Genomic DNA, 25,418 nt, shown 5'->3' on the forward strand with positions numbered 1-25,418 from the left:
TCGTGTCGAAGAAGCTCCTGCCGCTCCTGGTCCTGGCGGCAGCTGCCGCTGTGGTCGTGGTCCTCCTGAGGACCCGGCCGGTAGTGGAAACCGCGCCGCGGGAGATCGCTCCCCCTCCGGTTCGTGTCGTGGCCGTCCAGCCGACATCGGTCGAACTGCGGGTGCGTTCCCAGGGGTCCGTGGTTCCAGTGACGGAGGCGGACCTGGTCTCTGAGGTCGCCGGCAGCATCGTCTGGACGGCCGAGAGCTTCGAGGTCGGCGGTTTCTTCGACGCCGGCGACGTGCTGCTCCGTCTCGACCGGCGTGACTACGAATTGGCGCTCGCAAGCGCCCGCGCGTCGGTCGCACAGGCACGGGTCGCGCTGACGCGGGAGGAGGCGGAGGCCGAAGTCGCCCGCGAGGAGTGGGAGGATCTGGGCGAGCCGGGCGAGCCGGGTCCGCTGGTGCTTCGAGAGCCCCAACTGGAGGAGGCGAGAGCGCGCGTCGAAGCGGCCGAAGCAAGCGAGGCGCGGGCCGAACTGGATCTGTCGCGAACAGCGATCCGCGCACCGTTCGCGGGGCGGCTGCGCGCCAAGCGGGTCGACCGCGGCGAGTTCGTGAACCGTGGCGTACCGCTGGCGACGATCTACTCCGTGGACGCGGCCGAAGTCACGCTGCCCGTGCCGGACTCGGAGCTCGCCTTCCTGGAACTTCCCCTGGGCTCCGAGCTCGGGGGCGCCGGACCGCGAGTGATCCTGCAGGCGGAGTTCGCAGGCGGCCGGCACGAATGGGAAGCCCGGGTCGTCCGGGTGGGCGGCGAGATCGACCCGGCGACGCGCATGGTGAACCTGATCGCTCGCGTGCAGGACCCGTACCGGGCTGCCTCCGGGCTGCCTCCGCTGTCGGTCGGCCTGTTCGTCGATGCGGAGATCGTCGGCCGTTCGGTCGATTCGGTGTTCGAGGTGCCGCGCGGCGCGCTGGTGGGAGCGGACCGGCTGTGGTTTGTGGAGGACGGTCGACTGATGCTGCGTGGCGTCGAGATTCTGCGGTCGGACCCGGACGTCGCGATCGTCTCCGGCGGTCTCGCGAGCGGCGATCTGGTCAGCTTGACGATCCTTGAAACGGCCGTGGACGGGATGTTGGTGACGCCGGAGGTCGTCACACCGGAGGCGGCGGCACCGGAACCCGCGACGCCGGAGTCGGTGGTGGCAGAGCCAGCGGCACCGGCAGAGAGGCCGGCGGCTGCGGCCGGCGAGCGGGCAACGCTCGCTGCTATCGAGCTGGACTACGGTACGGAGTTCGTCGACGTGCTGCTCCGTACCGGCGGTGAACCCGCTTACCGCACGTTCTGGTTGGACGATCCGCCGCGCTATGTCGTCGATCTTGCGGATTGCGTCATGCGGGCCGCCATTACCCGGGTCGCGGTGGACCCGGCCGACGACGGAAGTGGTACCGGCGGCTCGCCGGCGCGCTCGGTCCGCGTCGCCCAGTTCCGGGGCGGGTCGGACCCGATCACCCGGGTCGTCATCGACGGCGCGGTCAGGGATGAAGTCGAGCCGATCGGGGACGCTGCCGGCCTTCGGCTGCGTCTGCGCCGGGGCGCGCTGTGAGCGGCGTGATCGCCTGGTTCGCCCGCAACGGCGTGGCGGCGAACCTGTTGATGGTCTTCATCGTGGCCAGCGGTGTCTTCGCCCTGATCGGCATGCCGATTGAGGTCTTCCCGAGCATGGAGACGGAGAGCATCACGGTGACCGTGCCGTACCTGGGCGCGGCGCCGGAAGAGGTCGAGCAGGGCGTCTGCCTCCGCGTCGAGGAGGCAGTGCAGGACCTGGAGGGCGTCGACACGGTCCGGGCCACGGCGGCGGAGGGCGTTGGCACCGTAGTGATCGAGCTGGAGAGCGGCGCCGACAACCGCAAGGTCCTGGACGAGGTCAAGTCGCGTGTCGACGCGATCACGACCTTTCCCGAGGAGACCGAGAAGCCGATCATCCAGGAGGCGCTCATCCGTCGCCGCGTGATCACCGTGGCGATCTACGGCGACGTCGACGAGCGGGCGCTCAAGGCGGTCGCCGAGGAGGTCCGCGAGGGGCTGTCCGATCTTCCCGGTATCAGCCAGGTGGAACTCGACGCGGTACGTCCCTACGAGATCTCGATCGAGGTCTCGGAGGACACTCTCCGGCAGTACGGTCTCACCTTCGACGAAGTCGTGATGGCGGTCCGGCGTTCGTCGCTCGACCTGCCGGGCGGCGCGGTCCGGGCGCGCGAGGGCGAGATCCTCCTGCGGACGATGGGCCAGGCCTACCGGGGCGCCGAGTACGGCGACATCGTGCTGCGAGCTCGCCCCGACGGCAGCCGTCTGCTCCTGGACGACATCGCTGAGGTGACCGACGGCTTCGCCGAGACGGACGTGACGTCGCGTTTCGACGGTCAACCTGTGGCCCTGGTCCAGGTCTACCGGGTCGGCGACCAGAGCGCGCTGCGCCTTGCCCGCCAGGTCAAGGCGTACGTCGCCGAGCGGTCGGCGGCCCTGCCGCCGGGCCTGCAGATGACGACCTGGCTCGACGACACGGTGCCCCTGCAGGACCGGCTGCGGGTTCTGCTCGAGAGCGGCCGCCTGGGGCTCGTGCTCGTCTTCCTCGTGCTGGCCCTGTTCCTGAAGTTCCGGCTGGCCCTGTGGGTGTCGGTCGGCATCGCGGTTTCCTTCACGGGCGCGATCGCGGTTCTGCCGTACGTCGATGTGACGATCAACGTGATGTCGCTGTTCGCCTTCCTGCTCGTGCTCGGCATCGTGGTCGACGACGCGATCGTGGTCGGAGAGAACATCTACCGTCACTTCGAGATGGGCAAGTCGGGAATGCGCGCGGCGGTCGACGGTGCGCGCCAGGTCGCGACGCCGGTCACGTTTTCGATCCTCACCACCGTGGCCGCCTTCACGCCGCTCATCTACTCCGTCGAGGGCCCCTCCGGAGCCATTGCGCGAACCATTCCCCTGGTCGTCATCGGGTGCCTGGCGTTCTCGCTGATCGAGTCCATGTTCGTGCTGCCGAACCACCTCTCGCACCTGACCCACCGGCACGAGGAGGGGCAGTCCCGCAATGTCGTGTGGGGCTGGTCTCTGTTCCAGGGCTTCTTCAGCAAGCGGATGAAGTGGGTGATCGAACGCGGCTACCGGCCGCTCATCGAACGGGCGATCGAGTGGCGGTACTCGACGATCGCCATCGCGGTCGCGGTGCTGGTGATCACGGCCGGTTACATCTTCTCGGGCCGGATGAAGTTCGAGTTCTTCCCGGACGTGGAGGCCGACAACGCGGTCGTGTTGCTGACCATGCCGCAGGGGACGCCGGCGGAGACGACCCTGGCGGCGGTGGAACGCATCGAGGCGGCGGCCTCCGTCCTCGAGGAGGAACTGCGGCTGGAGGGTCACGACGTGTTCCGCCACGTCATGGCGACGGTCGGCGCGCAGCCCTACGCCGCCCTGGTCCAGGCGAGCGGGCCAACGGCCAACTTCCAGGTCGAGGTCGCGGCGCCGCATCAGGGCGAGGTGAACATCGAACTCATGTCGTCCCAGGAAAGGACGATTCGGGCCTCGGAGGTCACCCGCCGGTGGCGCGAGAAGGTGGGCACCGTGGCGGATGCGGTCCGGGTCGAGTACACCTCGAGCCTCGTCAGTTTCGGCGCCGCGGTCGATGTGGAGCTGACCGGAAGGAACCTGGAGCAGCTTCGGGCCGCGGGGGAGGAGATCAAGGCCCGCCTGGCCGACTATCCCGGCGTGTTCGACATCTCGGACTCGTTCAGGGCCGGCAAGCGGGAGATCCGTCTGGAGCTCGACCCTCGCGCCGAATCCCTTGGGTTGAGCCTCGAGGCCCTGGGGCGCCAGGTCCGCCAGGGCTTCTACGGCGCCGAGGCGCAGCGGATCCAGCGCGGACGCGACGATGTGCGGGTCATGGTGCGGTATCCGGTGGAGGAACGGGAAACCCTGGCGTCTCTCGAGGACATGCGGATCCGGACGCCGGCCGGGGCCGAGGTCCCGTTCTCCCTCGCCGGCCGCGCCGAGTTCGGCCGCGGCTTCGCGACGATCCAGCGCCTGGACCGGCGGCGCGTGCTGAACATCACGGCGGATGTCGATCCGGCGATCGTGACGGCCAACGAAGTTGTCGCCGATCTCGAAGCCAGCGTGCTTCCCGAGATTCTGGCCGGCTACCCCGGGATCAGCTCTTCGTTCGCCGGGGAACAGGAGGAGCAGCGCCAGACCTTCGAGGGGTTGTTCGAGGCGCTGGGCGTGGCTCTGATCGTGATCTACGGTCTGCTGGCCATCCCGTTCCGCTCCTACCTGCAGCCGATGATCGTGATGAGCGCGATCCCGTTCGGCCTGATCGGCGCCGTGATCGGCCACCGGTTGGTCGGGCTCAACCTGACCATGCTGTCGCTGCTGGGCCTGATCGCCCTGACGGGCGTCGTGGTCAACGATTCCCTGGTCATGGTCGACTTCATCAACCGGCGCGTGGCGGCGGGCATGAAGGTGCATGAGGCGATCCGTGACGCGGGCGCCGCGCGTTTCCGTCCGATCGTGCTGACGTCGCTGACCACCTTCGTCGGGTTGCTGCCGCTCCTGCTGGAGCGGAGCTTCCAGGCGCAGTTCCTGGTGCCGATGGCCGTCTCGCTCGCCTTCGGCGTCCTGTTCGCGACAGCCATCACGCTGGTGCTCGTGCCGTCGCTCTACGCGATCCTGAACGACTTCCGGTCCCAGGTCACCGTTCAACGGCGGAAGCAGCCCGCCGAGACCCAGGCTGGCGGCGCGACGGATGCCGTGCTCGATGCGGTCTGAGGACAGGGGCTCGAGCGCAAGGCGCTCGGCGGTTACGTTCTTCCTGGCAGCCCTCCTGCTGCTCGCCTGTGCGCCCCAGCAGGTCCAGTACGACCTCGTGCTTCGCGGCGGCCGCGTGATGGACCCGGAATCGGGTCTCGACGCCGTGATGGATGTGGGGATCACCGGGGTGGAGATCCGGTCGATCTCGGAAGGCCCGCTGTCGGGCGCCGAGGTGGTGGACGTTTCGGGCCTCGTCGTGGCGCCTGGCTTCATCGACCTGCACGCCCATGGCCACGATCCGTTCAGCCGCGACCTGCAGGTGCGGGACGGGGTGACCGCGGCGTTCGAACTCGAGGGCGGGGCGTACCCGGTCGACGAGTGGTATGAGGAACGGGAGGGCTCCTGGCGGATCCACTTCGGCGCTACGGTTGCCTACGGCGCCGCGCGGGTGCTGGCCTTCAGAGAGGACGAGCGCGCGGCGACCTACGAGCCGGCGAGTGCGGAACAGATCGAGGCGATCCAGGAGACGCTGAAGGACGGCCTGGCCGAGGGCGCCCTGGGTGTCGGCCTGCCGCTCCAGTACCAGCCGGGCGCCTCGAGGTCCGAGATCTTCCGCATGTTCCAGACGGCGGCGGAGGCGGGGGTGACCGTCTTCTCCCACATTCGCTACGCGGGCGTGGTGGAGCCGGAGAGTTCGATCGCCGCCGTCCAGGAGATGATCGCCGACGCGGCCGGCTCCGGCGGTTCGGTCCACATCGTCCACATCGGTTCGAGCGGGTTGGCGCAGATGCCGACCGTCATCGAGATGATCGACCGGGCGGCCGCCGGGGGCGTCGACGTGACCACCGAGGTCTATCCCTACACCGCGGCCTCGACCGACATCCGGGCCGCGATCTTCGATCCCGGCTGGCGGGAACGGCTGGCCGCGGACTACGGCGACATCGAGTGGGTGGCCACCGGCGAGCGCCTGGACGAGGCCGGTTTCAACGAGCGACGGGCCCTTCCCGCGTCCGAGGAGGCGACGATCATCGCGCACATCATCCCGGAGCGGGAACTCGGCGACGCGATCGCGCATCCAGCCGTGATGATCGCGAGCGACGGCGTCGGCTACATCGACGGCCGGGCCCATCCCCGCGGCGCCGGCACCTTCGCCCGCGTGCTCGGCCGCTACTCGCGTGACGAGGGTCGGCTCAGCCTGATGGAGGCGATCCGCAAGATGACCCTGGCGCCGGCCCGCCGGCTCCAGGAAGTGGCGCCGGCGATGCGGAGGAAGGGCCGCCTGAGCGTCGGCGCAGACGCCGACATCACGGTCTTCGACCCGGAGACCGTGATCGACCGGGCCACCTTCGCCGAACCCGCCTTGCCCTCGGCGGGTATTCCGCACGTGCTGGTGGACGGTGTGTTCGTCGTCCGCGACGGAGAGCTGGTCGAGGATGCGCTGCCGGGTCGGGCGATCAGGTCAGGCGTCGTCGACGTGGACTGAGTTCACTGACCAAAGCGCGCCTCCCGCTTCTCCATGAACGCCCTCACGGCCTCCTTGTGGTCCGCCGTCCGCACCGAGCGGACCATCCCCTCCGCCTCGATGGCGAGCGACTCCCGCAGACTCCCGAGCACGGCTCGGTTCACGTTCCGCTTCATGTAGCCGAGCGCCGCCCGGGGTCCGTTCGCCAGCTCCAGCGCGAGGCCCCGCGCCTCGGTCGCCAAGTCGTCGAAGGGCACGATGCGATTGACGATTCCGAGCTTGAGGCACTCCTCGGCGGTGATGCGGCGGCCGGTCATCAGGAGTTCTTTCGCCACCGCGGGACCCACGAGGCGGGTCAAAAACCAGCTCGATCCGTAGTCGCCGGACAGCCCGATGCGCCGGAAGGCGGTCGTAACGAAGGTGTCGTCGGCCATGACACGGAGGTCGGCGGCGAGTGCGATGGAGAGGCCGGCGCCGGCGGCAGGTCCGGGCAGGGCGGCGACGATCGGCTTGTCCAGTTCCGCCATCCGCAACGTCAGCGACTCCTGCTTCTCGATCAGAGAAGCCACGGCTTCGTCGACCGTTGGCGGCGCCTTCGGCGCTTCATCGCCCTTCCCCCGGTTCGACCCCATGCCTGAGACGTCGCCGCCGGCGCAGAACGCCCGGCCGGCGCCGGTCAGCAGGATCGCGCCACAGCGCTCGTCCGCTTCGAGGGTCAGCAGGATGCTGCGTAGCGCCGGCGTCAGGATGTCGCCCAGGGCGTTTCGCTTCTCGGGCTTGTTTAGCGTCACCGTGGCGACACCGTCCTCGAGGTCGCAGAGGAGTTCGCTCGTGCCGGTGTCGATCGTGATCATCACTACGCCTCCTGGAATGGCCGCAGGTCGAATTCGCCAGCCACGATACCCGCGCCCGTGCCGACCCGGCAGGTGTGGATCTCCGGCGGCCGCCCGAAGCGGCGCTCGAAGGCTGCCGCGGTGCGCTCGCGTACATGACGGGCCGCGGCTTCGCTGGTGATCGCGGTCACGCAGCCGCCGAAGCCGGCGCCGGTGAGGCGGGCACCGTAACAACCTTCGGCGCCGGCGGCGGCTTCCTGGAGAACGTCGAGTTCCTCGATGCTGACGTCGTAGTCGTTGCGGGAGCTGCGGTGGGACTGGGCCATCAGATCGCCGAGCGCGTGCAGGTCGCCTTGCCGCAGCGCTTCGGCGCCATCGAGGACGCGGCGGCACTCGGTGACCACGTGGCGGGCACGGCGGTCGAGCGGCGATTCGAGTACGTGGCGCAGCCGGTCGAGGTTGGCCGGTTCCAGGTCGCGGAGCGTGGAGAGCTCCGGCAGATGGGGCCTCAGCAGGTCGGCGGCGCGGAAGCACTCGGACTTCCGGTCGTTGAAGCCGGTGCCGGAGGCGAGGGCACGGCGGACGCCGGTGTCCGCGACCAGGAAGACGAGACCTTCAGGCGTCGGGATCAGCTCGTGCTCGAGCGACCGGCAGTCGAGCAACAGGGCGTGTCCCTCGCGGCCGTGGACGGAGGCGAACTGGTCCATGATTCCGGACTGGACGCCGACGTACTCGTTCTCGACCGTTCTGCCGACCTGGGCTCGGTCAAGGCCGGAGAGCTGGAAGCCGGCGAGCTGCTCCCAGGCGACGAGGAACGCCATCTCGACGGCCGCCGAGGAGCTGACCCCGGCGCCGATCGGCAGGTCGCCGCCGAAGACGGCTTCGATCGGCGGCACTTCGATCTCTCGCTGGCCGAGCGCCCAGGCCAGCCCCTGCGGGTAGTCGACCCAGGACGACGGCGTGCCGCGTTCCGTGACCGGCGGCGCGGGCTGGACGGCGTCGAAGGCGGCCTCTTCTGCGAGGTCCAGGGCCGCCAGCCGGGTCTCCGCGCCGCGCGCCCGCCGAGCCGCGACCCAGACCGCGCGGTCGATCGCCGCCGGCAACACCCAGCCCTCGCTGTAGTCGACATGCGCACCCAGGAGGTTGGCCCTGCCGGGCGCGCGGGCGATGACGTCGGGCTCGGTGCCGAAGCGTTTCCGGAACGCGTCGACGAGATCGCCGGCCTTCACGCGGGAGTCTCTTCCGTCAGGCCAGGAGGTGGTACATGTCGGTGCGGCGCTTCGCCGGGTCGTCGTGCCAGTCGCCGTAGAGCTCCCAGCACGGACCGGCGAGGACGAGGTTCTGCTCGGCGCACCATTGGTGGATCGCCTGGTGGACGCCCGGGATCTCGCTGTAGTCGCCGTGGAGCACGGCGTGGGCGCACCGGCCTGCCGGCGTCGCCGAGCGGACGAGGCCCTCCGCCGCCTGGGTCGAGGCGGGCACCTGGACGCCGACGTCGACTTCCATCTGACCGCCGCTGACGTCCCGGTAGAACCAGACGTTCTGACCGGCGCCCTCGACGCCGTGTTCCCGCACGAAGGCGCCGACCCGCTCCATCAGGGGCAGGAGCTTGGCGGGAACCTCGGTGAAGGTGGCGCTGGTGCGCGCGGCCAGCAGGGGCTCTTCCTCGACGGTGACGATCGAGATCTCGGTCATTGGTTGTCCTCGACAGGCGGCCAGGGATTAACGAGGTGAACGTCGGCCAGCTTGAAGTCCTGGACGTTTCGTGTTGCCAACATAGCGTCGCGAGAGTGGGCAATAGCCGCAATCTGGCCGTCCGCCTGCGAGATCGGCCGTCCTGCTCTTCGGCAGCGGGCGGCGATCCTTGCATAGGCCCTCGCGGCTTCCGTGTCGAAGGGAAGGATGCGGCCCGCGAACAAGTCGCCGAACGCCTGATCGGCGGCTCGGGCGAGTAGCCGGCGTCGCCGGCCCTCAGGCAGGAACGCTATTCCCGCGCGGATCTCGGCTTCGGTCACGGCGGTCACGAACAGGCTGCGCCTGAACTGGCTGTCCAGCCAAGCGAGGACGATCGGCTGCGGCTTGGGCCGCATGAACTCCGACACGACGTTCGTGTCCACGATGACCGTCGTGGGGGAGTCAGTCGAAGCGGGGTGGTTCACGCATGGGCTCCCTTGGCGGCAGCTCCAGCTCCACGCCGCCAAGGGGCTTGAAGAGCTCGTGGATCGCCGTCCCCAGTCCCTTTTCGGGCTCGGCGTCTCGCTGAACGGCCTCGCGCAGAATCAACCGGACCTCTTCTTCCATCGACCGGCCGTTGTCGGCCGCGCGCACCCGGAGACGCTTCTTCACTCCCTCGTCGAGGTTTCTGACAGTGATGCTAGCCACGGGACGACGCCTCCAGTACGCCTCGGAGAGTACATGGTGATTGCATTGCAATCAAGAGCGATCAAGAGTCGTCGAGGATGGCCGCCGCTCGCAGCAGAAGGTCCTGCGACTCTCGCAGGCCGCCCTCGCGGCTGGTGGCGAGCCAGACGTCGGAGAGGTCGCCGGCGATGTCGCGGAGGTCGGCGCCGAGGGCGGCGCGAACCTTCGGTGGGAGCTGGCCGGCTCGCAAGCCGCGGCCGGCGGCAAGGCGTGCGACGCCCAACTGGCAGCACCACGTCATCATCCGGCAGGTCCAGTCCAGCGCGGCATGGCTCGGGTCGCTCTCGACCCGGTCCAACCGGTCCCTGGCGGCGGCCAGCCGGGCGTACGTCCGTTGCAGCGTGGCCATGGTGAGCCGCCGGAAGCGCCGGTGGGTGAGGTCATCGTCGACGAACCGGAGAAGGTAGAAGAGAGCGGTGCCGTTGATCACCGGGCCGCCGCAGTCCAGGTCGATGGCGCCGAGGTCGACTACGGTGCGCGCCAGCGTCTTGTCTCCGTCGTAGACCAGGCGGACCGCGTGGTCGAGCCAGGCTTCCTCGGTCCGCTCGGGGCCGCTTGCCGCTTCGCGCGCCGCCTCGACCGACCAGGCGAAACCGGCACCGATGGAAAGCGGCAGCTCGGCGATCGGTGGCGGCTGTAGGTGTCCGTGGTCGCCCCAGTCGGTGATGAGAAGACCCTGGGCGCCGGCCTCCGAACCCGCCGTTGCGGCGAGGGCCAGGTTGCCGACGGCGTTCTGCAGCCGGCCGCCGAAGCTGTGCCAACTGCTGGTCCCCGGGCACACCCAGAACTCTCTACCCGAGGCGGCCAGCCGGGCGCACTGGTCCTTGAACGGGTGGCGCGCCTCGTAGCCCCAGCACAGCGCGACCGCGTCTTCCGGGACCTGGTCGATCACTTCGGGGTGCTCGAGGATGATGTCGCCCCAGAAGAGCATCTGCCGGTCGCGCTCGGTGACGAGATCGTGGACCTGGCGCAGGAAGTCGAGGTACACGGCCGCCTTGCCCCGCTCTTCGCACGCCTCGGCGGAGTGCCCGCGGCCCAGGTCGAACGTCTCGTCCAGGCCGACGTTGAAGCGCCGGCTGCCGAAGTGGGGAAGCAGTTCGTCGTAGAGGCCCGTGAGCAACTCGAGGACGCGTGGGTCGGTGGCGCACAGGCTGAACGGCTCCGGGTCGATGGAGAAGGGGTGCTGGAAGCCCTCGGGCACTTCTGCCAGCGGCCGGTATCGGTCGTGGATCAGCCAGCGGTGGAAGTGGCCGAAGCTGTTCTGGTTCGGCGTCAGTTCGATGAACCGCTCCCGGCACCAGGCGTCGAGCTCCCGGATCTCGCCGGCGGTGAACGGCGAGGCATCGCGCCAGACCTCCTCGTGATCCGCGTAGGCGTAGGTGTGTTCGACGTAGAGCTGGAGGTGGTTGATCTTCCATTCCGCGAGCCGGTCGACGAGTCGTTCGAGGTAGTCCATGCGCGGCACGCGGTTCCGGCTGACGTCGAGCATCGCGCCGCGTATGGGGAAGTCCGGCCGGTCCTCGATCTGGACCGCCTGCACTTCGAATCCGGCGGCCGCCGGCCGGCCGCGCGAGTTGAGCCACTGCTTCAGGGTGGTCGCTGCCCGGAACGCGCCAGTCGGCGTTGCGGCCTCGATGGCGATGCCGTTCCGACCTGCCCGCAGGCGATAGCTCTCATCGGTCGGAACGTCGACCGGGGGAGCCCCCTCCGCGCCTGGCGAGTCGACCGCGACGCGGCACGCGACGCCGGCACCCACCCCGTTCCCGTCACAGGCAGGGAGGAGATGCGACCCCGTGATTGCCAACGCGCGCCGCAGGCCCGCGAGCGCGAACTCCAGTTCCTCCGAGACCTCCGCCTGTTCCGCCCCCGCCGCGGTCACATGGAGCGCAAACGGCGCGCCCGGCGGCAGGACGAGGGGATCGGCGGCGTCAAGGACCTCGACCCGCCGCGGCGGCGGCCAGAGACTCACGGGGCGGCGGCTCAGGTCTCCCGAACCTGGATGTCGACGCCGGTCGGGCTGGTGTGGCGCCCGCCGCCCGCGGCCGAAGTCCACGCGAGATGGTCGATCGCCCGGCCCGCGGTTGGTTCCAGTGCGTCGTCCGTCTGCCGGAACAGCACCCGCATCGTGCCGTAGTTGACGGCGAGCAGGATGTCCTTGAAGGTCTCGGCCGGACCGGGGACGTGTTCCAGCAGCCAGGAGCGGTCCTCCTCGCAGTCCGGTCCCAGGATGTGGACGTGGTGGAAGCCCGGATGGGTCGCGTCCTCGAGGAGCTCGATCTTCGCACCCCAGGGATCCGTCACGAAGGAGATGTAGAGCTTCGCCGGCCCGAAGTGCCGGGGTTCCCAGAACTCCGTAGCTCCGTCGGCGAGCATCGCGGCGTGAAGGTCGTCCAGGTTGTCGACGGACCAGCCCGAGTGGTCGAGTCCGGTGCCGATGCTGGGTCCTGGGGCCTCGGCGCCGCGCCAGTGGAGGACCGCCGTGCCGTTGCCTGCCCGGAAGCGGGCGCCGGCGCCGGCGAAGCCTTCCAGGAGTTCACCGCCGAAGTGCCGCGCGTACCAGTCGGCCGCCGCGGCGGGATCGGAGGCGTTCAGCGCGAGGCGGTCGAATCGGCAGGTATCGGTCATGGGGGTGAGTTCCTCGGACTTCGGTTTGGACGGAGATGGAAGGGCGGTGATTGTGTCACCGATCGCCGGTGCCGCGCGGGTCTTGGTCGATCGGGCGTAAGCTGTGTCCCGTGAGAAGGATGCGGGGCGCCGGCCCGCCATGACCAAGCCGGCCGAAGACCGCGAGGCGCTCTCCGGGGTCGTCGAGCGGGTCGTCTTCCACAATGAGGAGAACGGATTCGCGGTGCTTCGCGTCCGGGTACGGGGCAGCTTCCAGCCGGCGACGGTGGTGGGCCGACTGCCCCTCGTCTCGCAGGGCGAGACGATCCGGGCCTCCGGCGCCTGGAAGAACGATCCGAACCACGGCGTCCAGTTTCGGGCCGACCGGCTCGCCGTGTCGCCGCCGGACTCACTCGACGGGATCCGGCGCTACCTCGGATCGGGAAGGGTGCATGGCGTTGGGCCGAAGATGGCGAAACGCCTGGTGAAGGCGTTTGGCGAAGACGTCTTTGAGGTCATCGAGAACGAGCCGGAGCGCCTGAAGGAGGTTCCGGGTATCGGCCCGAAGCGCGCGAAGCGCCTGAGCGAGGGCTTCAAGGATCAGAAGGCGGTGCGGGAGATCATGGTGTTCCTGCAGACGCACGGTCTCGGCTCCTCGCGGGCCGCTCGCATCTACCGGACCTATGGAGCTGACGCCGCGACCTTGCTCACCGAGGACCCGTACCGGCTGGCGCGGGACATCCGGGGGATCGGTTTCCGGATCGCCGACAGCATCGGTGCGAGTCTGGGCAAGGACCGCGAGGGCCTGCCGCGGGCGCGCGCTGGACTCGGCTACACGCTGGAACAGGCGCGGGGCGCCGGACACTGCGGCCTGCCCCGGGACGAACTCCTCGAGCAGGCGCAGGAGCTGTTGAAGATCCCGCAGGAGATCCTCGTCACGGCCCTGGGGGACGAACTCGAAGCGGGGCGGCTGGCGGCGACCCGTCTGGGCGGCGAAGAGGCGATCTTCCTGCCGCACCTGCTGTCGGCAGAGCGGGCCATTGCCCGCCGGCTGGGCGAACTCCTCCGGGCCGAGCCGCCGCCGTGGGCGGACATCGATGCCGCGAAGGCACTGGCCTGGGTGGAGAGACGGCTGGAAGTGACGCTTGCGCCGACCCAGCGCGCGGCCGTCGAAATCTGCCTCAGGTCGAGAGTGACCGTGATTACCGGAGGTCCCGGTGTCGGCAAGACGACCCTGGTCAACGCGGTGCTGCGGATCCTGCGCGCCCGTGACGTCCACTGCGCTCTCTGCGCCCCGACCGGGCGTGCGGCCAAGCGGCTCAGCGAGAGCACCGGCCACACGGCGAAGACGATCCACCGGTTGCTCGAGATCGATCCGTCGAACGGCAAGTTCCGCCGCAGCCGCTACCGTCCGATCGACTGCGGTCTGCTGATTGTCGACGAGGCGTCCATGGTCGACGTGGAACTGATGGCGTCGCTGCTCCAGGCGCTGCCGGCGGAGGGCTCGCTCCTCCTGATCGGCGACGCGGACCAGTTGCCCTCGGTCGGTCCGGGCCAGGTGCTGCGCGACCTGATCGATTCCGGCGCCGTGCCGGTTGCGCGGCTCCGGGAGATCTTCCGCCAGGCCGACAACAGCCGGATCGTCCGCAACGCCCACCGGGTGAACCGGGGCTACCTGCCCGAGCTGGAGCCTGTGCGGGACGAACTGAGCGACTTCTACTTCGTGCCGGCCGAAGATGCCGAGGACGGCCAGCGCAAGGTCGTGGAGATCGTCGCCGGGCGCATCGGCCGCCGCTTCGGTCTGGATCCGGTCCGGGACGTCCAGGTCCTGTCGCCGATGAACCGCGGTCCCCTCGGCGTCCGCACGCTGAACGTCACACTGCAGGCGGTGCTGAACCCCGCGCCGGAGTCAGGCGCCGTCGAGGTCGAGCGCTTCGGCTGGAAGTACCGTGCCGGTGACAAGGTGATGCAGACCGACAACGACTACGACAAGGACGTGTTCAACGGCGACCTCGGCCGGATCCGGTCGATCGATCCGGGCGCGGAGAAGATGACCATCGTCTTCGATGGCCGTCCGGTCGACTACCGATTCAGCGACCTCGACCGGCTCATGCTGGCCTACGCGGTCACGGTCCACAAGTCGCAGGGCTCCGAGTACCCGGCGGTCGTCGTGCCGATCTCGACCCACCACTACGTGATGCTCCGCCGCAACCTGCTGTACACGGCGATCACACGCGGCCGCCGCCTGGTCGTCATCGTCGGCCAGAAGTGGGCTCTCCAGAAGGCCGTCGAAGAGGCTTCCGACATGCGTCGCTATTCGACTCTCCGCGAACAACTGGCGGAGCTGGCTCGGTCGGGCTGAGAGTGGCGCCAGCAGATGCCGCCTTGGGCGGATGCCGGCCAGAAGGCCGGCGCACCGACTGCGACAGCGTTTCCCGCTAACCGTCAGCCGCCTGCTCGCGCGGCAACCGGATCTCGCTGACGAGGCGCTGCACGTCGGCCGGCGGCGGTTTGGTGAAGCGGCTGACAATGAGGGCCAGAGCGAAGTTGATCAGCATGCCGACGGCGCCGATGCCCTCGGGGCTGATGCCGAACAGCCAGTCGTCGGCGGTCGCTTCAGGCCGGATCAGGCGGAAGTAGACGATGTAGGCGCCGGTGAACAGGATGCCGCTGCTCATGCCGGCGATCGCGCCCTCCTTCGTCGTGGTGCGGGTGAAGATGCCGAGCACCAGGACGGGGAAGAAGCTGGACGCGGCGAGGCCGAAGGCGAAGGCGACCACCTGGGCGACGAAGCCGGGCGGCGAGATGCCGAAGTAGGCGGCCACGACCACTGCGACGGAAGCGGTCACGCGTGCGAGCAGGAGTTCCCTGCGCGAACTCATGTCCTTCCACAGGATCGATTTGCCGATGTCGTGAGAGATGGCCGATGCGATGACGAGCAGGAGCCCGGCAGCGGTCGACAGCGCGGCCGCGAGTCCGCCGGCGGCGACCAGGGCGACGACCCACGCCGGCAGTTCGGCGATCTCCGGGTTGGCGAGGACCATGATGTCCTGGTCCACCGTCAGTTCGTTGGCCCCGTCGGACATGTCGATCACGCCGTCGGCGTCCTGGTCGTCGAAGGAGATCAGGCCGGTCGTCTCCCAGCTCCTGAACCACTCCGGCACCTCGCTGTAGCTCGTGTTGTGGAGGGTCGAGATCAGGTTTACGCGGGCGAAGGCGGCGACGGCGGGCGCCGTGGTGTAGAGCAGGCCGATGAAGACCAGCGCCCAGAGCGCGCTCCAGCGGGCCGCGCGGGCGCTGCGTACGGTGTAGAAGCGGACCAGCACATGGGGGAGTCCGGCGGTACCGACCATCAGCGCCAGCGCGATCGCGGTGACGTCGATCATGCTCTTCTTGCCCGGCACGAAAGCTGCCGTGTACTCGGGCAGCCGGAGTTCCCGGTGCAGCGCGTCCAGCGCCTCGAGCAGGAAGACGCCGGCCTGCTGGCCTTCCTGGACCGTGCCGCCGAACCCGAGCTGCGGGATCGGGTTCCCGGTGATCTTCCACGAGATGGCCGCCGCCGGAATGAGAAACGCGACGATCAGGACGCAGTACTGGGCGACCTGGGTGTAGGTGATGCCTCGCATGCCGCCCAGCACGGCGTAGAAGAAGACGATGACCACGCCGATGATCACGCCCCAGTGGATCTCGACCTCCAGGAAGCGCGAGAAGACAACCCCGACGCCGCGCATCTGGCCGGCGATGTAGGTGAACGAGACGAAGATCGTGCAGCCGGCCGCCACCAGCCGGGCGGCGTCGGAGTAGTAGCGGTCGCCGACGAACTCGGAGGTCGTGAACTTGCCGTACTTGCGAAGGTAAGGGGCGAGCAGGAGAGCCAGCAGGACGTAGCCGCCGGTCCAGCCCATCAGGTAGATGGTGCCGGTGTAGCCCATGAAGGAGATCAGGCCCGCCATCGAGATGAAGGAGGCCGCGCTCATCCAGTCGGCGCCGGTCGCCATGCCGTTGGCCACCGCGGGAACGCCGCGTCCGGCGACGTAGAAGCCCGAAGTCGTCCTGACGCGGCTCCACCAGGCGATGCCGATGTACAGCGCGAAGGTCGCGGTGACGATCAGGTAGGTCCAGGCCTGAACGTTCATCGGCTATGGGCCCTCCGTCGTCATTCCCGTGCGGTCTGTGCGGCGTCGGACGGGTCGATCGCTCAGTCGACGCCGTAGCGGCGGTCGAGGCGGTCCATGACCGCGGCATAGACCAGGATCAGGACGACGAAGACGTAGATCGATCCCTGGTGTGCGAACCAGAATCCGAGAGGAAAGCCTCCTACGCGGGCGGCGTTCAGCGGCTCGACGAGGAAGATGCCCAGGACGTAGGAGCAGATGAACCAGACGGCGAGCAGGATCGCCATCAGCCGCAGGTTCGCCCGCCAGTAGGCGGCAGGATCAGCTTGTTCGCTCAAGAGCGGGCATAGTACACCGTCACTCAACCTCTAGCGCCGCCAAACCTGTCGCAGACTCCATCCAAGGGTCCACTGCGCCCCTGGGGCGAACGACTCCATAGTCGAAGGCCCCTTTTGCGGCGCAGCGCCGCCGAGTCCCATTGCAGACTCCATGTTTGGCCCCAGCCCCCACCTCACTAGCACCTTGCGCCTAGGGACTCACTTCGTTCCGTCCTACGGCGCAAGGCCCTAGACTCACGGCCATGTCCGACCGCGCCATGGGCGCCTTCCTCTACGCCGTATCGTGGCTGGTCCGCCTGCTGCCGGCGGCCGCCTTCGGGCCGGTTTCAGGCCTGCTGGCGCACCTGCGGGGCGTGACGCCGCGGGACGTCCGGTTGATGCGGACGAACCTGGCGGTCGTGCTGGGGCTGTCTCCGGGGTCGCCGGAGGCGCGCGATCTGGAATGGCGCTGCGTGCGGCACCAGATCGTCGCGGCGCTCGAGACGGTGAGGATCAGCTTCGACCGGAAACGGCTCGACGTCACGGCGATGGATGGTTTTGACGAGTTGCGGCAACTGATGACCGAGGTCGAGGGCCACGGCCGCGGCCAGGTGCTGGTCACCGGCCACCTGGGCGCCTGGGAGTTGCTGGCCCAGAGCACCGTCCGCGCCTCCTCGTCGCCGGTCTGCGCGGTGGCCAAGCCGTCCCGCGCCAGGGCGGCGTCCGCGTTCGTGGAGCGGATGCGCGGTCGGGCCGGGGTCCGGGTGATCTGGAGCGGCCGGACCTCCCTGTTGCGAGACATGCTGAGCTGTCTCAACCGGCGGGAGACCCTGATCATGGTCGTCGACCAGAGGCCGGACCAGCGGCGCGGGCCGGAGGTCGACTTCATGGGCCGCCGCACCGAGTTCGTGGGCGGTCCCGCGGCGCTGGCGGCCAAGCGAGACTGCCCGCTGATCGCCGCCTTCTGCATCCGCGAAGGACCCTTCAGCTACCGCCTGGAGAGCGAGATGTTGCGCCGGCCCAGCGGCTCGCGGGATCCGGTGGAACTGTCGCAGCGGATCGCCTCGGCGATCGAACGAAGGGTGCGGGCCCAGCCGGAGCAGTGGATGTGGAACTACCGGCGCTGGAACTACGATCCGGAGGAACTGGCCGAGGTCGGCCTGGGGCCAAACCGGTGAGAGGAACCGAAATGAGGGGGAACACGATGACGACGAATCGACGAAGACGGGGACCTGTGCGATCTTCTCGAGCACATCCGGGCCTCGGAGCGGTTCTGCTCGCGGTGTGCGGAGCGGTCGTGCCGGCGACGGGGCCCGCGCTCGCGGCCGAGCGGCCGAACATCGTCTTCATCCTGATCGACGACCAGCGCTACGACGCGGCGTCCGCGCTCGGCCACGCCTTCCTCGAGACGCCTCACCTCGACCGCCTGATCGAGCGCGGGGTGCTGTTCGAGAACGCCTTCGTGACCACGTCGTTGTGCTCGCCGAGCCGCGCTTCGATCCTCACCGGGCAGTACGCGCACCGCCACGGCGTGCTCGACAATCGCACCCGGCTGGACCCGGCGACGCCGACCTTTCCGCAGGAGCTTCAGCGCGCCGGCTACCGGACCGCCTTCGTCGGCAAGTGGCACATGGGCGGCACGTCGGACGAACCTCGCCCCGGATTCGACCGCTGGGTCTCGTTCCCGGGCCAGGGTCTCTACTACAACCAGACTTTCAACATCGACGGCGAGCGGGTGCCGCGGCAGGGGTACACGACGGACCTGATCACCGACTACGCGCTGGACTTCCTCGGGGCTCGTGCGGGATCCGAAGAGCCCTTCCTGCTCTACGTGTCGCACAAGGCCGTCCATGCGTCGTTCCGGCCGGCGGAACGCCACCTCGGCAGCTACGCCGGCCAGCGCTATCCGCCGCCAGCGACGATGCCGAACCGGCACGACAACTACGAGGGCAAGCCGAACTGGGTCGAGGCGCAGCGCCGGAGCTGGCACGGCGTCGACGGCTTGTACGACAACTCGGTCGACTTCCAGCAGTTCGCTCTCGACTACGCGGAGACGATGCGCGGCGTCGACGACAGCGTGGGCCGGATCGTCGGAGCGCTCGAAGAGCAGAACCTGCTGGAAGAGACGCTGCTCGTGTTCACGTCGGACAACGGTTTCCAGTTCGGCGAACATGGCCTGATCGACAAGCGGACGATGTACGAGGCGTCGATCCGGGTGCCGCTGATCGTGATGGCGCCGTGGCTCGACGGCGGAGCCGGGGGTCTCAAGCGCCCGGAGATGATCGTCAACCTCGACTTCGCGCCCACTTTCCTCGAGGCCGCCGGACTGAATGTTCCTGGAACAGTCCAGGGTCGGTCCTTCTATGGCCTGCTAGCGGCCGGCCCGGGCGCGGAGCGCCAGCCTTGGCGGGACGCCTTTCTCTACGAGTACTTCTGGGAGAGGGCCTTTCCCCAGACGCCGACGGTGCTGGGCGTACGCACCGACCGCTACAAGTTCATGCGCTTTCACGGCGTGTGGGACCGCTACGAGCTGTACGACGTGCAGGTCGATCCGGGTGAACGACGCAACCTTCTGGGTGACTTCATCACGCGCCACGGTGCCGGCAACGTGGAGGCACGGCTCCGGGTGGCGGCCGCGGCCGCCGCCCAGAATCCCCGCGACGACTGGGCGCGCGAGGTGTTGGAACTCAAGGCGCTCTTCGACCGGTTGTCCGCGCGGCTCGACGAGCTCCTCGACGAGACCGGAGCGCTCCCAGAGCCGAACTGGCAGGCGACCCGCTAGAGCTTGCGCAGGCGGACCCCGTGCACGGCGTGGTCGGGCGCTTTCTCCAGGATCAGGTCCGCGCGTTCACGCGTCGGCAGGATGTTCTGGACCAGGTTCGGTTCGTTGATCGCCTTCCAGATGCCGCGGGCGGTCTCGATTGCATCCTGTTCGCTCAGGCTGGCGTAGCGGTGGAAGTAGGCGTCGGGGTCGCGGAAGGCGGTATCCCGAAAGGTGAGGAAGCGCTCGATGTACCAGCGCTCGACGACCTCCGTCTCGGCATCGACATAGATCGAGAAGTCGAACAGATCGGAGAGCATCAGCCGGCTGTTGCGAGAGGGCGACTGGGAGCGGGCCTGTAGCACGTTCAGGCCTTCGAGGATCAGTATGTCGGGCTGATCGACGATCTCGGTGACTCCGGGCAGGATGTCGTACGAGTGGTGGGAATAGACCGGGTGAGGCACCCTCCGCTCGCCGGACTTGACCTGGAGCACGAAGTTGACGAGCGTGCGCAGGTCGAAGCTCTCCGGAAAGCCCTTGCGCTCCATCAGGCCCCGCGCTTCGAGAAGCGCGTTGGGATGTAGGAAGCCGTCGGTCGTCACCAGGTCGACCTGGGGATGGTTGGGCCAGCGTGCGAGCAACTCGCGCAGAATGCGGCCGGTGGTGCTCTTGCCCACCGCGACGCTGCCGCCGATTCCGATGATGTAGGGCACCTTGGGCGCCAGGCCGCCGAGGAAGGTCGTGCTGGCGCGGTAGAGGTCCTGGGTGCCGCCGACGTAGAGATTCAGCAGCCGCGACATCGGCAGGTAGATCTGCGCGACCTCGTCCAGGGAAACGTTCTCGTTGATCCCGCGCAGCCGCTCCAGTTCGCTCTCCGAGAGCGGATTCGGCGTGTCGGCGCGCAGCCGTCCCCACGCCTCCTCGTCGAAGGTGACGTAGATCGAGTCGGTGAGAGAGTCGACCTTGTGGTTGGTCAAGAGACCCCCGGGTTACGCCGGCGGAGTGCGGGTGGCGCCCACCGTTGACGGCTGGGTCAGCCGAGCTTCTCCAGGACGGCCTCGGCACCGCTCACGCCGACCTCTCCGGCGGGCTCCACGCCCAGGTACTTCACCACACCGTCGTCTACGACCGCGGCGTAGCGTCGTGATCTGGTGCCCATGCCGAAGCGGGAGGCGTCCAGTTCGAGTCCGACCTTGGACGTGAACTCGCAGTTGCCGTCGGAGAGCAGGAGGATGCCGTCGGGAATGCTCCGCACCTTGCGCCATTCGTTGATCACGAAGACATCGTTGACCGCTAGACAAGCCACCGTGTCGACGTCCTTCGCTTTGAGCGACTCCAGGTGCTCGACGAAGCCGGGCATGTGGACCTCGGAGCAGGTGGGGGTCAGGGCGCCGGGAACGGCGAAGAGCACGACCTTCTTGCCCTCGAACAGCTCCCGTGTGGAGATGTCGACGATTCCGTCCGACGTCATCTGCTTGAAGCTGGCTTCCGGAATCATGTCCCCGATCTTGATGCTCATGCGTGCTGCTCCCTGGCGTTGCTGGGTCCGATGGGGGCGGCAGTATAACTATGATCGCAGCTCGTGCGGTGCCGTATGCAGACGGGGACGTTTCGGGCCTGGATGCCGTTGGTCCGCGTGGCCGGCGTGGCGTTGCTTGTCTGCGGCTGTGCGCGGACTTCGGACGGAGCTCCGGCGGGCGACGGGGGCGTTTTCGACTTGGGCGCTGAGTACTCCGCGTACCTGGGTGGGGTGGCGGAGGCAGAGTTCGAGCTCCTCGAACCAGGCAGTGGCGGTGCCTGGCGGGAGATCCGCGGCGGCGGCCGGGCGGTGCGGTTGGCGGCACCGCCCGAACGGATCGCGTCCCGGACCCTGGCCACGGACGAGATCCTGCTGGAGATCGCCGAGCCGGAGCGGATCGCGCTGCTCTCGCCGTTTGCCGGCGATCCCGCGTTCAGTCCCAGTGCGGAAGCGGCGCGCCGTCTGGGACGCGTGGGCGGCTTCAGCACTGAGGAGATCCTGGCCGTTTCGCCCGACCTGGTGTTCGCGGCCGGCTTCAACACCCCGGAGACGCTTGCCCAGTTGGAGGCGGCGGGTGTGCCCGTCCTCGTTCTGCTCGATCACGAGAGCCTGGAGGCGATCGAGGGCAACATCCGTATCGTGGGCTTCGCGATTGGCCGCGAGAGGGAGGCGGAACGGTTGGTGGCATCCATGCGGGCCAGGCTGGAGGCAGCACGTGAGAGTTCGGCAGCCCGAGTGGCGGGCCTGCGCGTCGTCCACTACAACGGCGGCGTCGTGCTCGGTGGCCGGACCGTGTTCGACGACGCCATTCGCTACCTCGGCGCGGTGAACGTCGCGACCGAGAAAGGCCTCGTCGGCTGGCCGCGGATCAGCGCCGAGCAGGTCGTGCTCTGGAACCCGGACGTGATCTTCACCGACTCGTACGTGGGAGGCGGTGCGGCGGTCGGGGTCCCGAACGGTACGCGGGCGGCCGGACTGGGCAACGTGGTAGCGCTCGACGGTCGGGACATGGCCGCCGTCTCGCACCACGTCGCGGGACTGGTTGAGAGGCTGGCTGACGCGCTCGCGCGGGCCGCGGATCGGATGGAAGCGGCCGGCGGTCCCCGGCCCGCGGTTGGCAGGGAATGAGGATCGTTCCCGGGGTGCGCCGGGTCGGCTTCTGGTGGTACATGGCCGCCGGCGCCGTGCTGCTCGTGACGTTCGCGGCAGTCGGTCTGTACCGCGGTTCGGTCGCTCTCGATCCGGCGGACGTCCTGGCGGTGCTGGCCAGGCGTCTCTTGCCGGGTGAGTACGGCCCCGTCGATCCGCAGGTGGAGACGATCGTCTGGTCTCTCAGGGCGCCGCGCGTGATGGTGGCGGCGATGGTCGGCGGGTGTCTGGCCCTCGCGGGCGCACAGATGCAGGGACTGTTTCGCAATCCACTCGCTTCCCCGGGGATCGTGGGCACGAGCACCGGCGCCGCCGTGGGCGCCGTCTTCGCCCTGACGTTCGGTCTTGCCGGAGCGTTCCTTCTCGCGGCGCCGCTGTTCGCCGTCGGGGGTGCGCTGCTGTCGCTGCTGGTCGTCACCCGGATCGCCACTCGCGACGGCTATACGCCCGTCACGACTCTGCTGCTCGCCGGGGTGGCGCTCAACGCCCTGCTGGGCGCGGTCAACTCGTGGTTGATCGCCCGCTCCTGGGAGCAGTACGAGGCGGCGCGTCAGATCGCCTTCTGGATGATGGGCGGAGTCGCGGATCGAAGCTGGGAACACGTCGCGATGCTTCTGCCGGGGCTGGTCTTCGGCTGCGTCGTGGCGGCCTGGTTCGCGCGCGACCTGGATCTACTCCTCGAAGGCGAGGAGGTGGCGGCATCGCTGGGGGTGGACGTCGAGCGCGCGAAGCGCGCGGTGCTGTGGAGCGCGGCGCTGCTCACGGGCAGTGCCGTCGCGGTCAGCGGGGTGGTCGGCTTCGTCGGTCTCGTCGTGCCGCACCTCGTGCGCCTGCTACTGGGACCCGTCCACCGTCGCCTGCTCCCGGCCGCCTTCCTGACCGGCGCCTGGTTCGTCGTGGGCGCCGATCTTCTGGCGCGCACGCTCGCGGCACCCAAGGAAGTTCACCTGGGTGTGGTCACCGCCTTCGTGGGCGCGCCCTTCTTCCTCTATCTGCTCGTCCGGCACGAGAGTGAAGTGGCGGTGTCCCGGTGACGGCGGCACCGGGCTCGGTACAGCGGGCGCCGCGGCTGGAACTTGTAAGCGGCGGCGTGGAGCGGCGGGGCCGCTGGTTGCTGCGAAATGTCGATCTCGTCATCGAGCCCGCCATGCTGACCTCGGTAGTGGGGCCGAATGGGGCCGGCAAGTCCACCTTGTTGAAGCTCTTGAGCGGCACCTGGCGCTTGACGGAGGGCCGGGCTCTCCTGGGTGGATTCGATCTTGCCGGACTGCCGAGGCGGCAGGCGGCGCGGCGCGTCGCCTATGTGCCGCAATCAGTGCGTCCGTCGTTCGAGTTCACGGTGCGCGAGTTCGTGACCCTCGGCCGCTACCCGCACGAGAACCGGCTCTTCGGAACCCGTTCGGCGGACCGGGACTGGATCGACCGTTGCCTGGACGACACGGACGTGTTGGGGCTGTCCGAACGCAGGGTCACGACGCTCTCGGGGGGCGAACTGCAGCGCGTTCTGATGGCGCGTTGCCTGGCAACCGAAGCGGAAGTGCTGCTGCTCGACGAACCGACCTCGAATCTCGATCTCGCGCACGGTCTGGATCTGCTGGGGCTGGCGCGCGGCCTGGTCGACGAGGGGCGCTCGGTCGTCCTGGTCCTTCACGACCTGAACGCCGCGGCCCGGTTTGCGGATCGTGTGGCCGTGCTCGACGGTGGCGCCCTGATCGCGGAGGGGCCGCCTGCGCAGGTGCTGGAACCTGACCTCGTTCGGCGTGTGTTTCAGGTCGAGGCGGTACCGCTTTCGGGTGCCGCGTCGACGGTCTTCGACTTCGAACCGCTGGCTTAGGAGCTTGCGCCGCAGGACGCAGCGCAGCAAGTCTGCGGCGGAAGCTCCTGGGCGAGGACGGGATGGGCCGAAACACGGAGCTGGCGACGGGTTTCGGGGCGTTAGGAATCGCCCTCCAGGCGGACCAGGTACCTTTGCCGGCCCTCGAGCACCCGCTCGCCGCGCTGGTTCTCGATGACGCTCTCCAGCACCACCACTCCGGTCGTCCGCTGGCGCTTCAGTTCCGCGATCTCGAGGGTCGGGTACAGCGTGTCGCCCGGATGGACCGGCTGAAGGAAGCGACTCGACTGGTCGATGAAGGCGACCATCGCCCGCCCGACGACATCGGCGAAGAGACCGGCTCCGGCGGCGCTGTAGCAGAGCACCTGGAGTCCGTGCGCCAGCATCCCCCGGTGGCCCTGGGATCGGCAGTACTCGACGTCGTAGTGGATCGGGTGGTTGTCGCCCGAGATCGCCTGGAACGCGGCGAAGTGGGCGTCGGTGACCGTCCGGCTGGGCAGCGGGAAGCGCTCGCCGACCTGAAGCTCGTCGAAGGTGCGGACGTCGACGCGACTTCGTTCGTTACGCACCGAACACTCGGATCAGCGCTTCGGCTGCCTCGGCTGTCTGCTCGGGGCTCACGTCCCGATGCGTCACCAGGCGGATGTGCGTCGGGCTCACGTCCAGGCACAGCACGTTCTCCTTCCGGAGCGCCTCGACGCACTCCTGGGCGCTGCGGCCCGTGCCCTCGACCGAGAAGATGAGGATGTTGGTCCTCTGTTCGGCGATCAGTGCGACGCCGGGAAGGTCGTTGAGAGTGTCCGCGAGCAGGCGGGCGTTCTCGTGATCCTGGACCAGCAGCGGCGGGCTCTCGTCGAGGGCGACCTCGGCGGCGGCGGCGAGCACGCCCACCTGCCGCATCTGGCCGCCGCACATCTGGCGGTAGCGCCGGACGTTGCGGACGAAGTCGCGGGAACCGACGACGATCGATCCGGCCGGCGCGCCCAGGCCCTTCGAGAAGCAGAAGGAGAGAGAGTCGACGGGCCCCGCGGCCTCGGCCGGGGTGCAGCCGAGCGCGGTCGCGGCGTTGAAGAGGCGCGCGCCGTCGAGGTGTACGCGCAGACCGCGGCGGTGCGCCAGGTCGCAGAGGGCCCGCGTGCGCTCCGGTTCGTAGACCGTGCCGCCTGCCTTGTTGCAACTGTTCTCCAGGCAGAGCAGCCGGGTCGGAGCCAGCGTCGGGTCGTCGGGCTGGATGGCCGCCTCGACCTGTTCCGGCGCCAGGATGCCGTCTGCCTCCGCCGTCACTGCACGCGGCAGGAGACCGGCGATGCCCGTGATCCCGTTGTTCTCGTTGTTGATGATGTGAGCGTTCGATTCGAGCAGCACTTCGCTGCCGCGGGGCAGTTCGTGTCCGAGCAGACACGAGAGATTGCCCTGCGTGCCGGAAGGGACGAAGAGGGCCGCCTCCCGGCCGAGCAAGTCGGCGACACGCTCCTGGAGGCGGTTGGCGGTCGGATCCTCGTGGAAGACGTCATCGCCGACTTCGGCCTTGGCCATCGCCCTGCGCATGGCCGGAGATGGCCGGGTCATCGTGTCGGAGCGGAGTTCCACCAGCATGGCGAGGGATCATACTTGCGC

General features: G+C 68.9%; 22 protein-coding genes. 9 read left to right on the top strand and 13 right to left on the bottom strand.

Annotated elements, in window-relative coordinates; translation table 11 throughout:
- Positions 1-2 precede the first annotated feature (2 nt).
- The 3 genes from OXG83_01010 to OXG83_01020 are packed head-to-tail and all read left to right on the top strand — an operon-like array spanning position 3 to position 6,269.
- The gene (locus OXG83_01010; GenBank protein MCY3963587.1) at positions 3-1,589 is read left to right on the top strand and encodes an efflux RND transporter periplasmic adaptor subunit; all 1,587 of its coding nucleotides are present in this window, start codon (positions 3-5) and stop codon (positions 1,587-1,589) included.
- Complete coding sequence (locus tag OXG83_01015) at positions 1,586-4,804, top strand: efflux RND transporter permease subunit (GenBank protein ID MCY3963588.1); 3,219 nt, start codon at positions 1,586-1,588, stop codon at positions 4,802-4,804. The genes OXG83_01010 and OXG83_01015 overlap by 4 nt, the downstream gene beginning before the upstream one ends.
- On the top strand, positions 4,794-6,269 hold the full coding sequence (locus OXG83_01020) for an amidohydrolase family protein (protein MCY3963589.1): 1,476 nt from the start codon (positions 4,794-4,796) through the stop codon (positions 6,267-6,269). The genes OXG83_01015 and OXG83_01020 overlap by 11 nt, the downstream gene beginning before the upstream one ends.
- A gap of 2 nt (positions 6,270-6,271) precedes the next feature.
- Here OXG83_01020 and OXG83_01025 read toward each other — a convergent pair whose 3' ends face one another.
- The 7 genes from OXG83_01025 to OXG83_01055 all read right to left on the bottom strand — a co-directional run bounded on the left by OXG83_01025 (position 6,272) and on the right by OXG83_01055 (position 12,127).
- Positions 6,272-7,102, bottom strand: coding sequence for an enoyl-CoA hydratase-related protein (locus OXG83_01025; GenBank protein ID MCY3963590.1), 831 nt, complete (start codon positions 7,100-7,102; stop codon positions 6,272-6,274).
- A gap of 2 nt (positions 7,103-7,104) precedes the next feature.
- Positions 7,105-8,310, bottom strand: coding sequence for a galactokinase (gene galK / locus OXG83_01030; protein MCY3963591.1), 1,206 nt, complete (start codon positions 8,308-8,310; stop codon positions 7,105-7,107).
- A 16-nt stretch (positions 8,311-8,326) separates the two neighbouring features.
- Positions 8,327-8,776, bottom strand: coding sequence for a GyrI-like domain-containing protein (locus tag OXG83_01035; GenBank protein MCY3963592.1), 450 nt, complete (start codon positions 8,774-8,776; stop codon positions 8,327-8,329).
- A complete protein-coding gene (locus OXG83_01040) occupies positions 8,773-9,240 on the bottom strand; it encodes a type II toxin-antitoxin system VapC family toxin (protein MCY3963593.1) in 468 nt (155 codons plus the stop codon). Before OXG83_01040 ends, OXG83_01035 begins: the two co-directional genes overlap by 4 nt.
- A complete protein-coding gene (locus tag OXG83_01045) occupies positions 9,218-9,463 on the bottom strand; it encodes a plasmid stabilization protein (protein MCY3963594.1) in 246 nt (81 codons plus the stop codon). Before OXG83_01045 ends, OXG83_01040 begins: the two co-directional genes overlap by 23 nt.
- Positions 9,464-9,524: 61 nt before the next feature.
- Complete coding sequence (locus OXG83_01050; GenBank protein MCY3963595.1) at positions 9,525-11,471, bottom strand: family 20 glycosylhydrolase; 1,947 nt, start codon at positions 11,469-11,471, stop codon at positions 9,525-9,527.
- Between the two features lie 11 nt (positions 11,472-11,482).
- Positions 11,483-12,127 carry a VOC family protein gene (locus OXG83_01055; protein ID MCY3963596.1) on the bottom strand — a complete coding sequence of 215 codons (645 nt, stop codon included), beginning with the start codon at positions 12,125-12,127 and terminating at the stop codon, positions 11,483-11,485.
- A 139-nt stretch (positions 12,128-12,266) separates the two neighbouring features.
- On the opposite strand from OXG83_01055, the gene OXG83_01060 reads away from it, so the two are divergent.
- Positions 12,267-14,468 carry an ATP-dependent RecD-like DNA helicase gene (locus OXG83_01060; protein MCY3963597.1) on the top strand — a complete coding sequence of 734 codons (2,202 nt, stop codon included), beginning with the start codon at positions 12,267-12,269 and terminating at the stop codon, positions 14,466-14,468.
- A 76-nt stretch (positions 14,469-14,544) separates the two neighbouring features.
- On the opposite strand, the gene OXG83_01065 is transcribed toward OXG83_01060, so the two are convergent.
- Together OXG83_01065 and OXG83_01070 are read right to left on the bottom strand one after the other, a co-directional pair.
- Positions 14,545-16,242: a cation acetate symporter gene (locus OXG83_01065; GenBank protein MCY3963598.1), complete on the bottom strand. Its 1,698-nt coding sequence runs from the start codon at positions 16,240-16,242 to the stop codon at positions 14,545-14,547.
- 62 nt (positions 16,243-16,304) lie between these two features.
- Complete coding sequence (locus OXG83_01070) at positions 16,305-16,559, bottom strand: DUF4212 domain-containing protein (protein ID MCY3963599.1); 255 nt, start codon at positions 16,557-16,559, stop codon at positions 16,305-16,307.
- Positions 16,560-16,801: 242 nt separating this feature from the next.
- Between OXG83_01070 and OXG83_01075 the strand changes: the two genes are divergently transcribed.
- Positions 16,802-17,716: a lysophospholipid acyltransferase family protein gene (locus OXG83_01075; GenBank protein ID MCY3963600.1), complete on the top strand. Its 915-nt coding sequence runs from the start codon at positions 16,802-16,804 to the stop codon at positions 17,714-17,716.
- A 56-nt stretch (positions 17,717-17,772) separates the two neighbouring features.
- Positions 17,773-19,320, top strand: a complete 1,548-nt coding sequence (locus OXG83_01080; GenBank protein MCY3963601.1) for a sulfatase — start codon at positions 17,773-17,775, stop codon at positions 19,318-19,320.
- On the opposite strand, the gene coaA is transcribed toward OXG83_01080, so the two are convergent.
- Together coaA and OXG83_01090 are read right to left on the bottom strand one after the other, a co-directional pair.
- The gene (gene coaA / locus OXG83_01085; protein ID MCY3963602.1) at positions 19,317-20,276 is read right to left on the bottom strand and encodes a type I pantothenate kinase; all 960 of its coding nucleotides are present in this window, start codon (positions 20,274-20,276) and stop codon (positions 19,317-19,319) included. The genes OXG83_01080 and coaA overlap by 4 nt on opposite strands.
- A 56-nt stretch (positions 20,277-20,332) precedes the next feature.
- Complete coding sequence (locus OXG83_01090; GenBank protein MCY3963603.1) at positions 20,333-20,818, bottom strand: peroxiredoxin; 486 nt, start codon at positions 20,816-20,818, stop codon at positions 20,333-20,335.
- A 102-nt stretch (positions 20,819-20,920) separates the two neighbouring features.
- On the opposite strand from OXG83_01090, the gene OXG83_01095 reads away from it, so the two are divergent.
- Genes OXG83_01095 through OXG83_01105 form a run of 3 tightly spaced genes read left to right on the top strand, consistent with a single transcriptional unit; the run spans position 20,921 to position 23,801 of the window.
- The gene (locus tag OXG83_01095; GenBank protein MCY3963604.1) at positions 20,921-21,946 is read left to right on the top strand and encodes an ABC transporter substrate-binding protein; all 1,026 of its coding nucleotides are present in this window, start codon (positions 20,921-20,923) and stop codon (positions 21,944-21,946) included.
- Complete coding sequence (locus OXG83_01100) at positions 21,943-23,001, top strand: iron ABC transporter permease (protein MCY3963605.1); 1,059 nt, start codon at positions 21,943-21,945, stop codon at positions 22,999-23,001. The genes OXG83_01095 and OXG83_01100 overlap by 4 nt, the downstream gene beginning before the upstream one ends.
- On the top strand, positions 22,998-23,801 hold the full coding sequence (locus OXG83_01105; GenBank protein MCY3963606.1) for an ABC transporter ATP-binding protein: 804 nt from the start codon (positions 22,998-23,000) through the stop codon (positions 23,799-23,801). The genes OXG83_01100 and OXG83_01105 overlap by 4 nt, the downstream gene beginning before the upstream one ends.
- 101 nt (positions 23,802-23,902) lie before the next feature.
- Here the strand turns inward: OXG83_01105 and OXG83_01110 are convergent, their stop codons facing one another.
- Positions 23,903-24,370 carry a MaoC family dehydratase gene (locus OXG83_01110; GenBank protein MCY3963607.1) on the bottom strand — a complete coding sequence of 156 codons (468 nt, stop codon included), beginning with the start codon at positions 24,368-24,370 and terminating at the stop codon, positions 23,903-23,905.
- Positions 24,363-25,397, bottom strand: coding sequence for an aminotransferase class I/II-fold pyridoxal phosphate-dependent enzyme (locus OXG83_01115; GenBank protein ID MCY3963608.1), 1,035 nt, complete (start codon positions 25,395-25,397; stop codon positions 24,363-24,365). The genes OXG83_01110 and OXG83_01115 overlap by 8 nt, the downstream gene beginning before the upstream one ends.
- Positions 25,398-25,418: the final 21 nt, after the last annotated feature.

It is taken from the genome of Acidobacteriota bacterium (assembly GCA_026707545.1).
In the GTDB taxonomy this organism is placed as follows: Bacteria; Acidobacteriota; Thermoanaerobaculia; order Multivoradales; family Multivoraceae; genus Multivorans.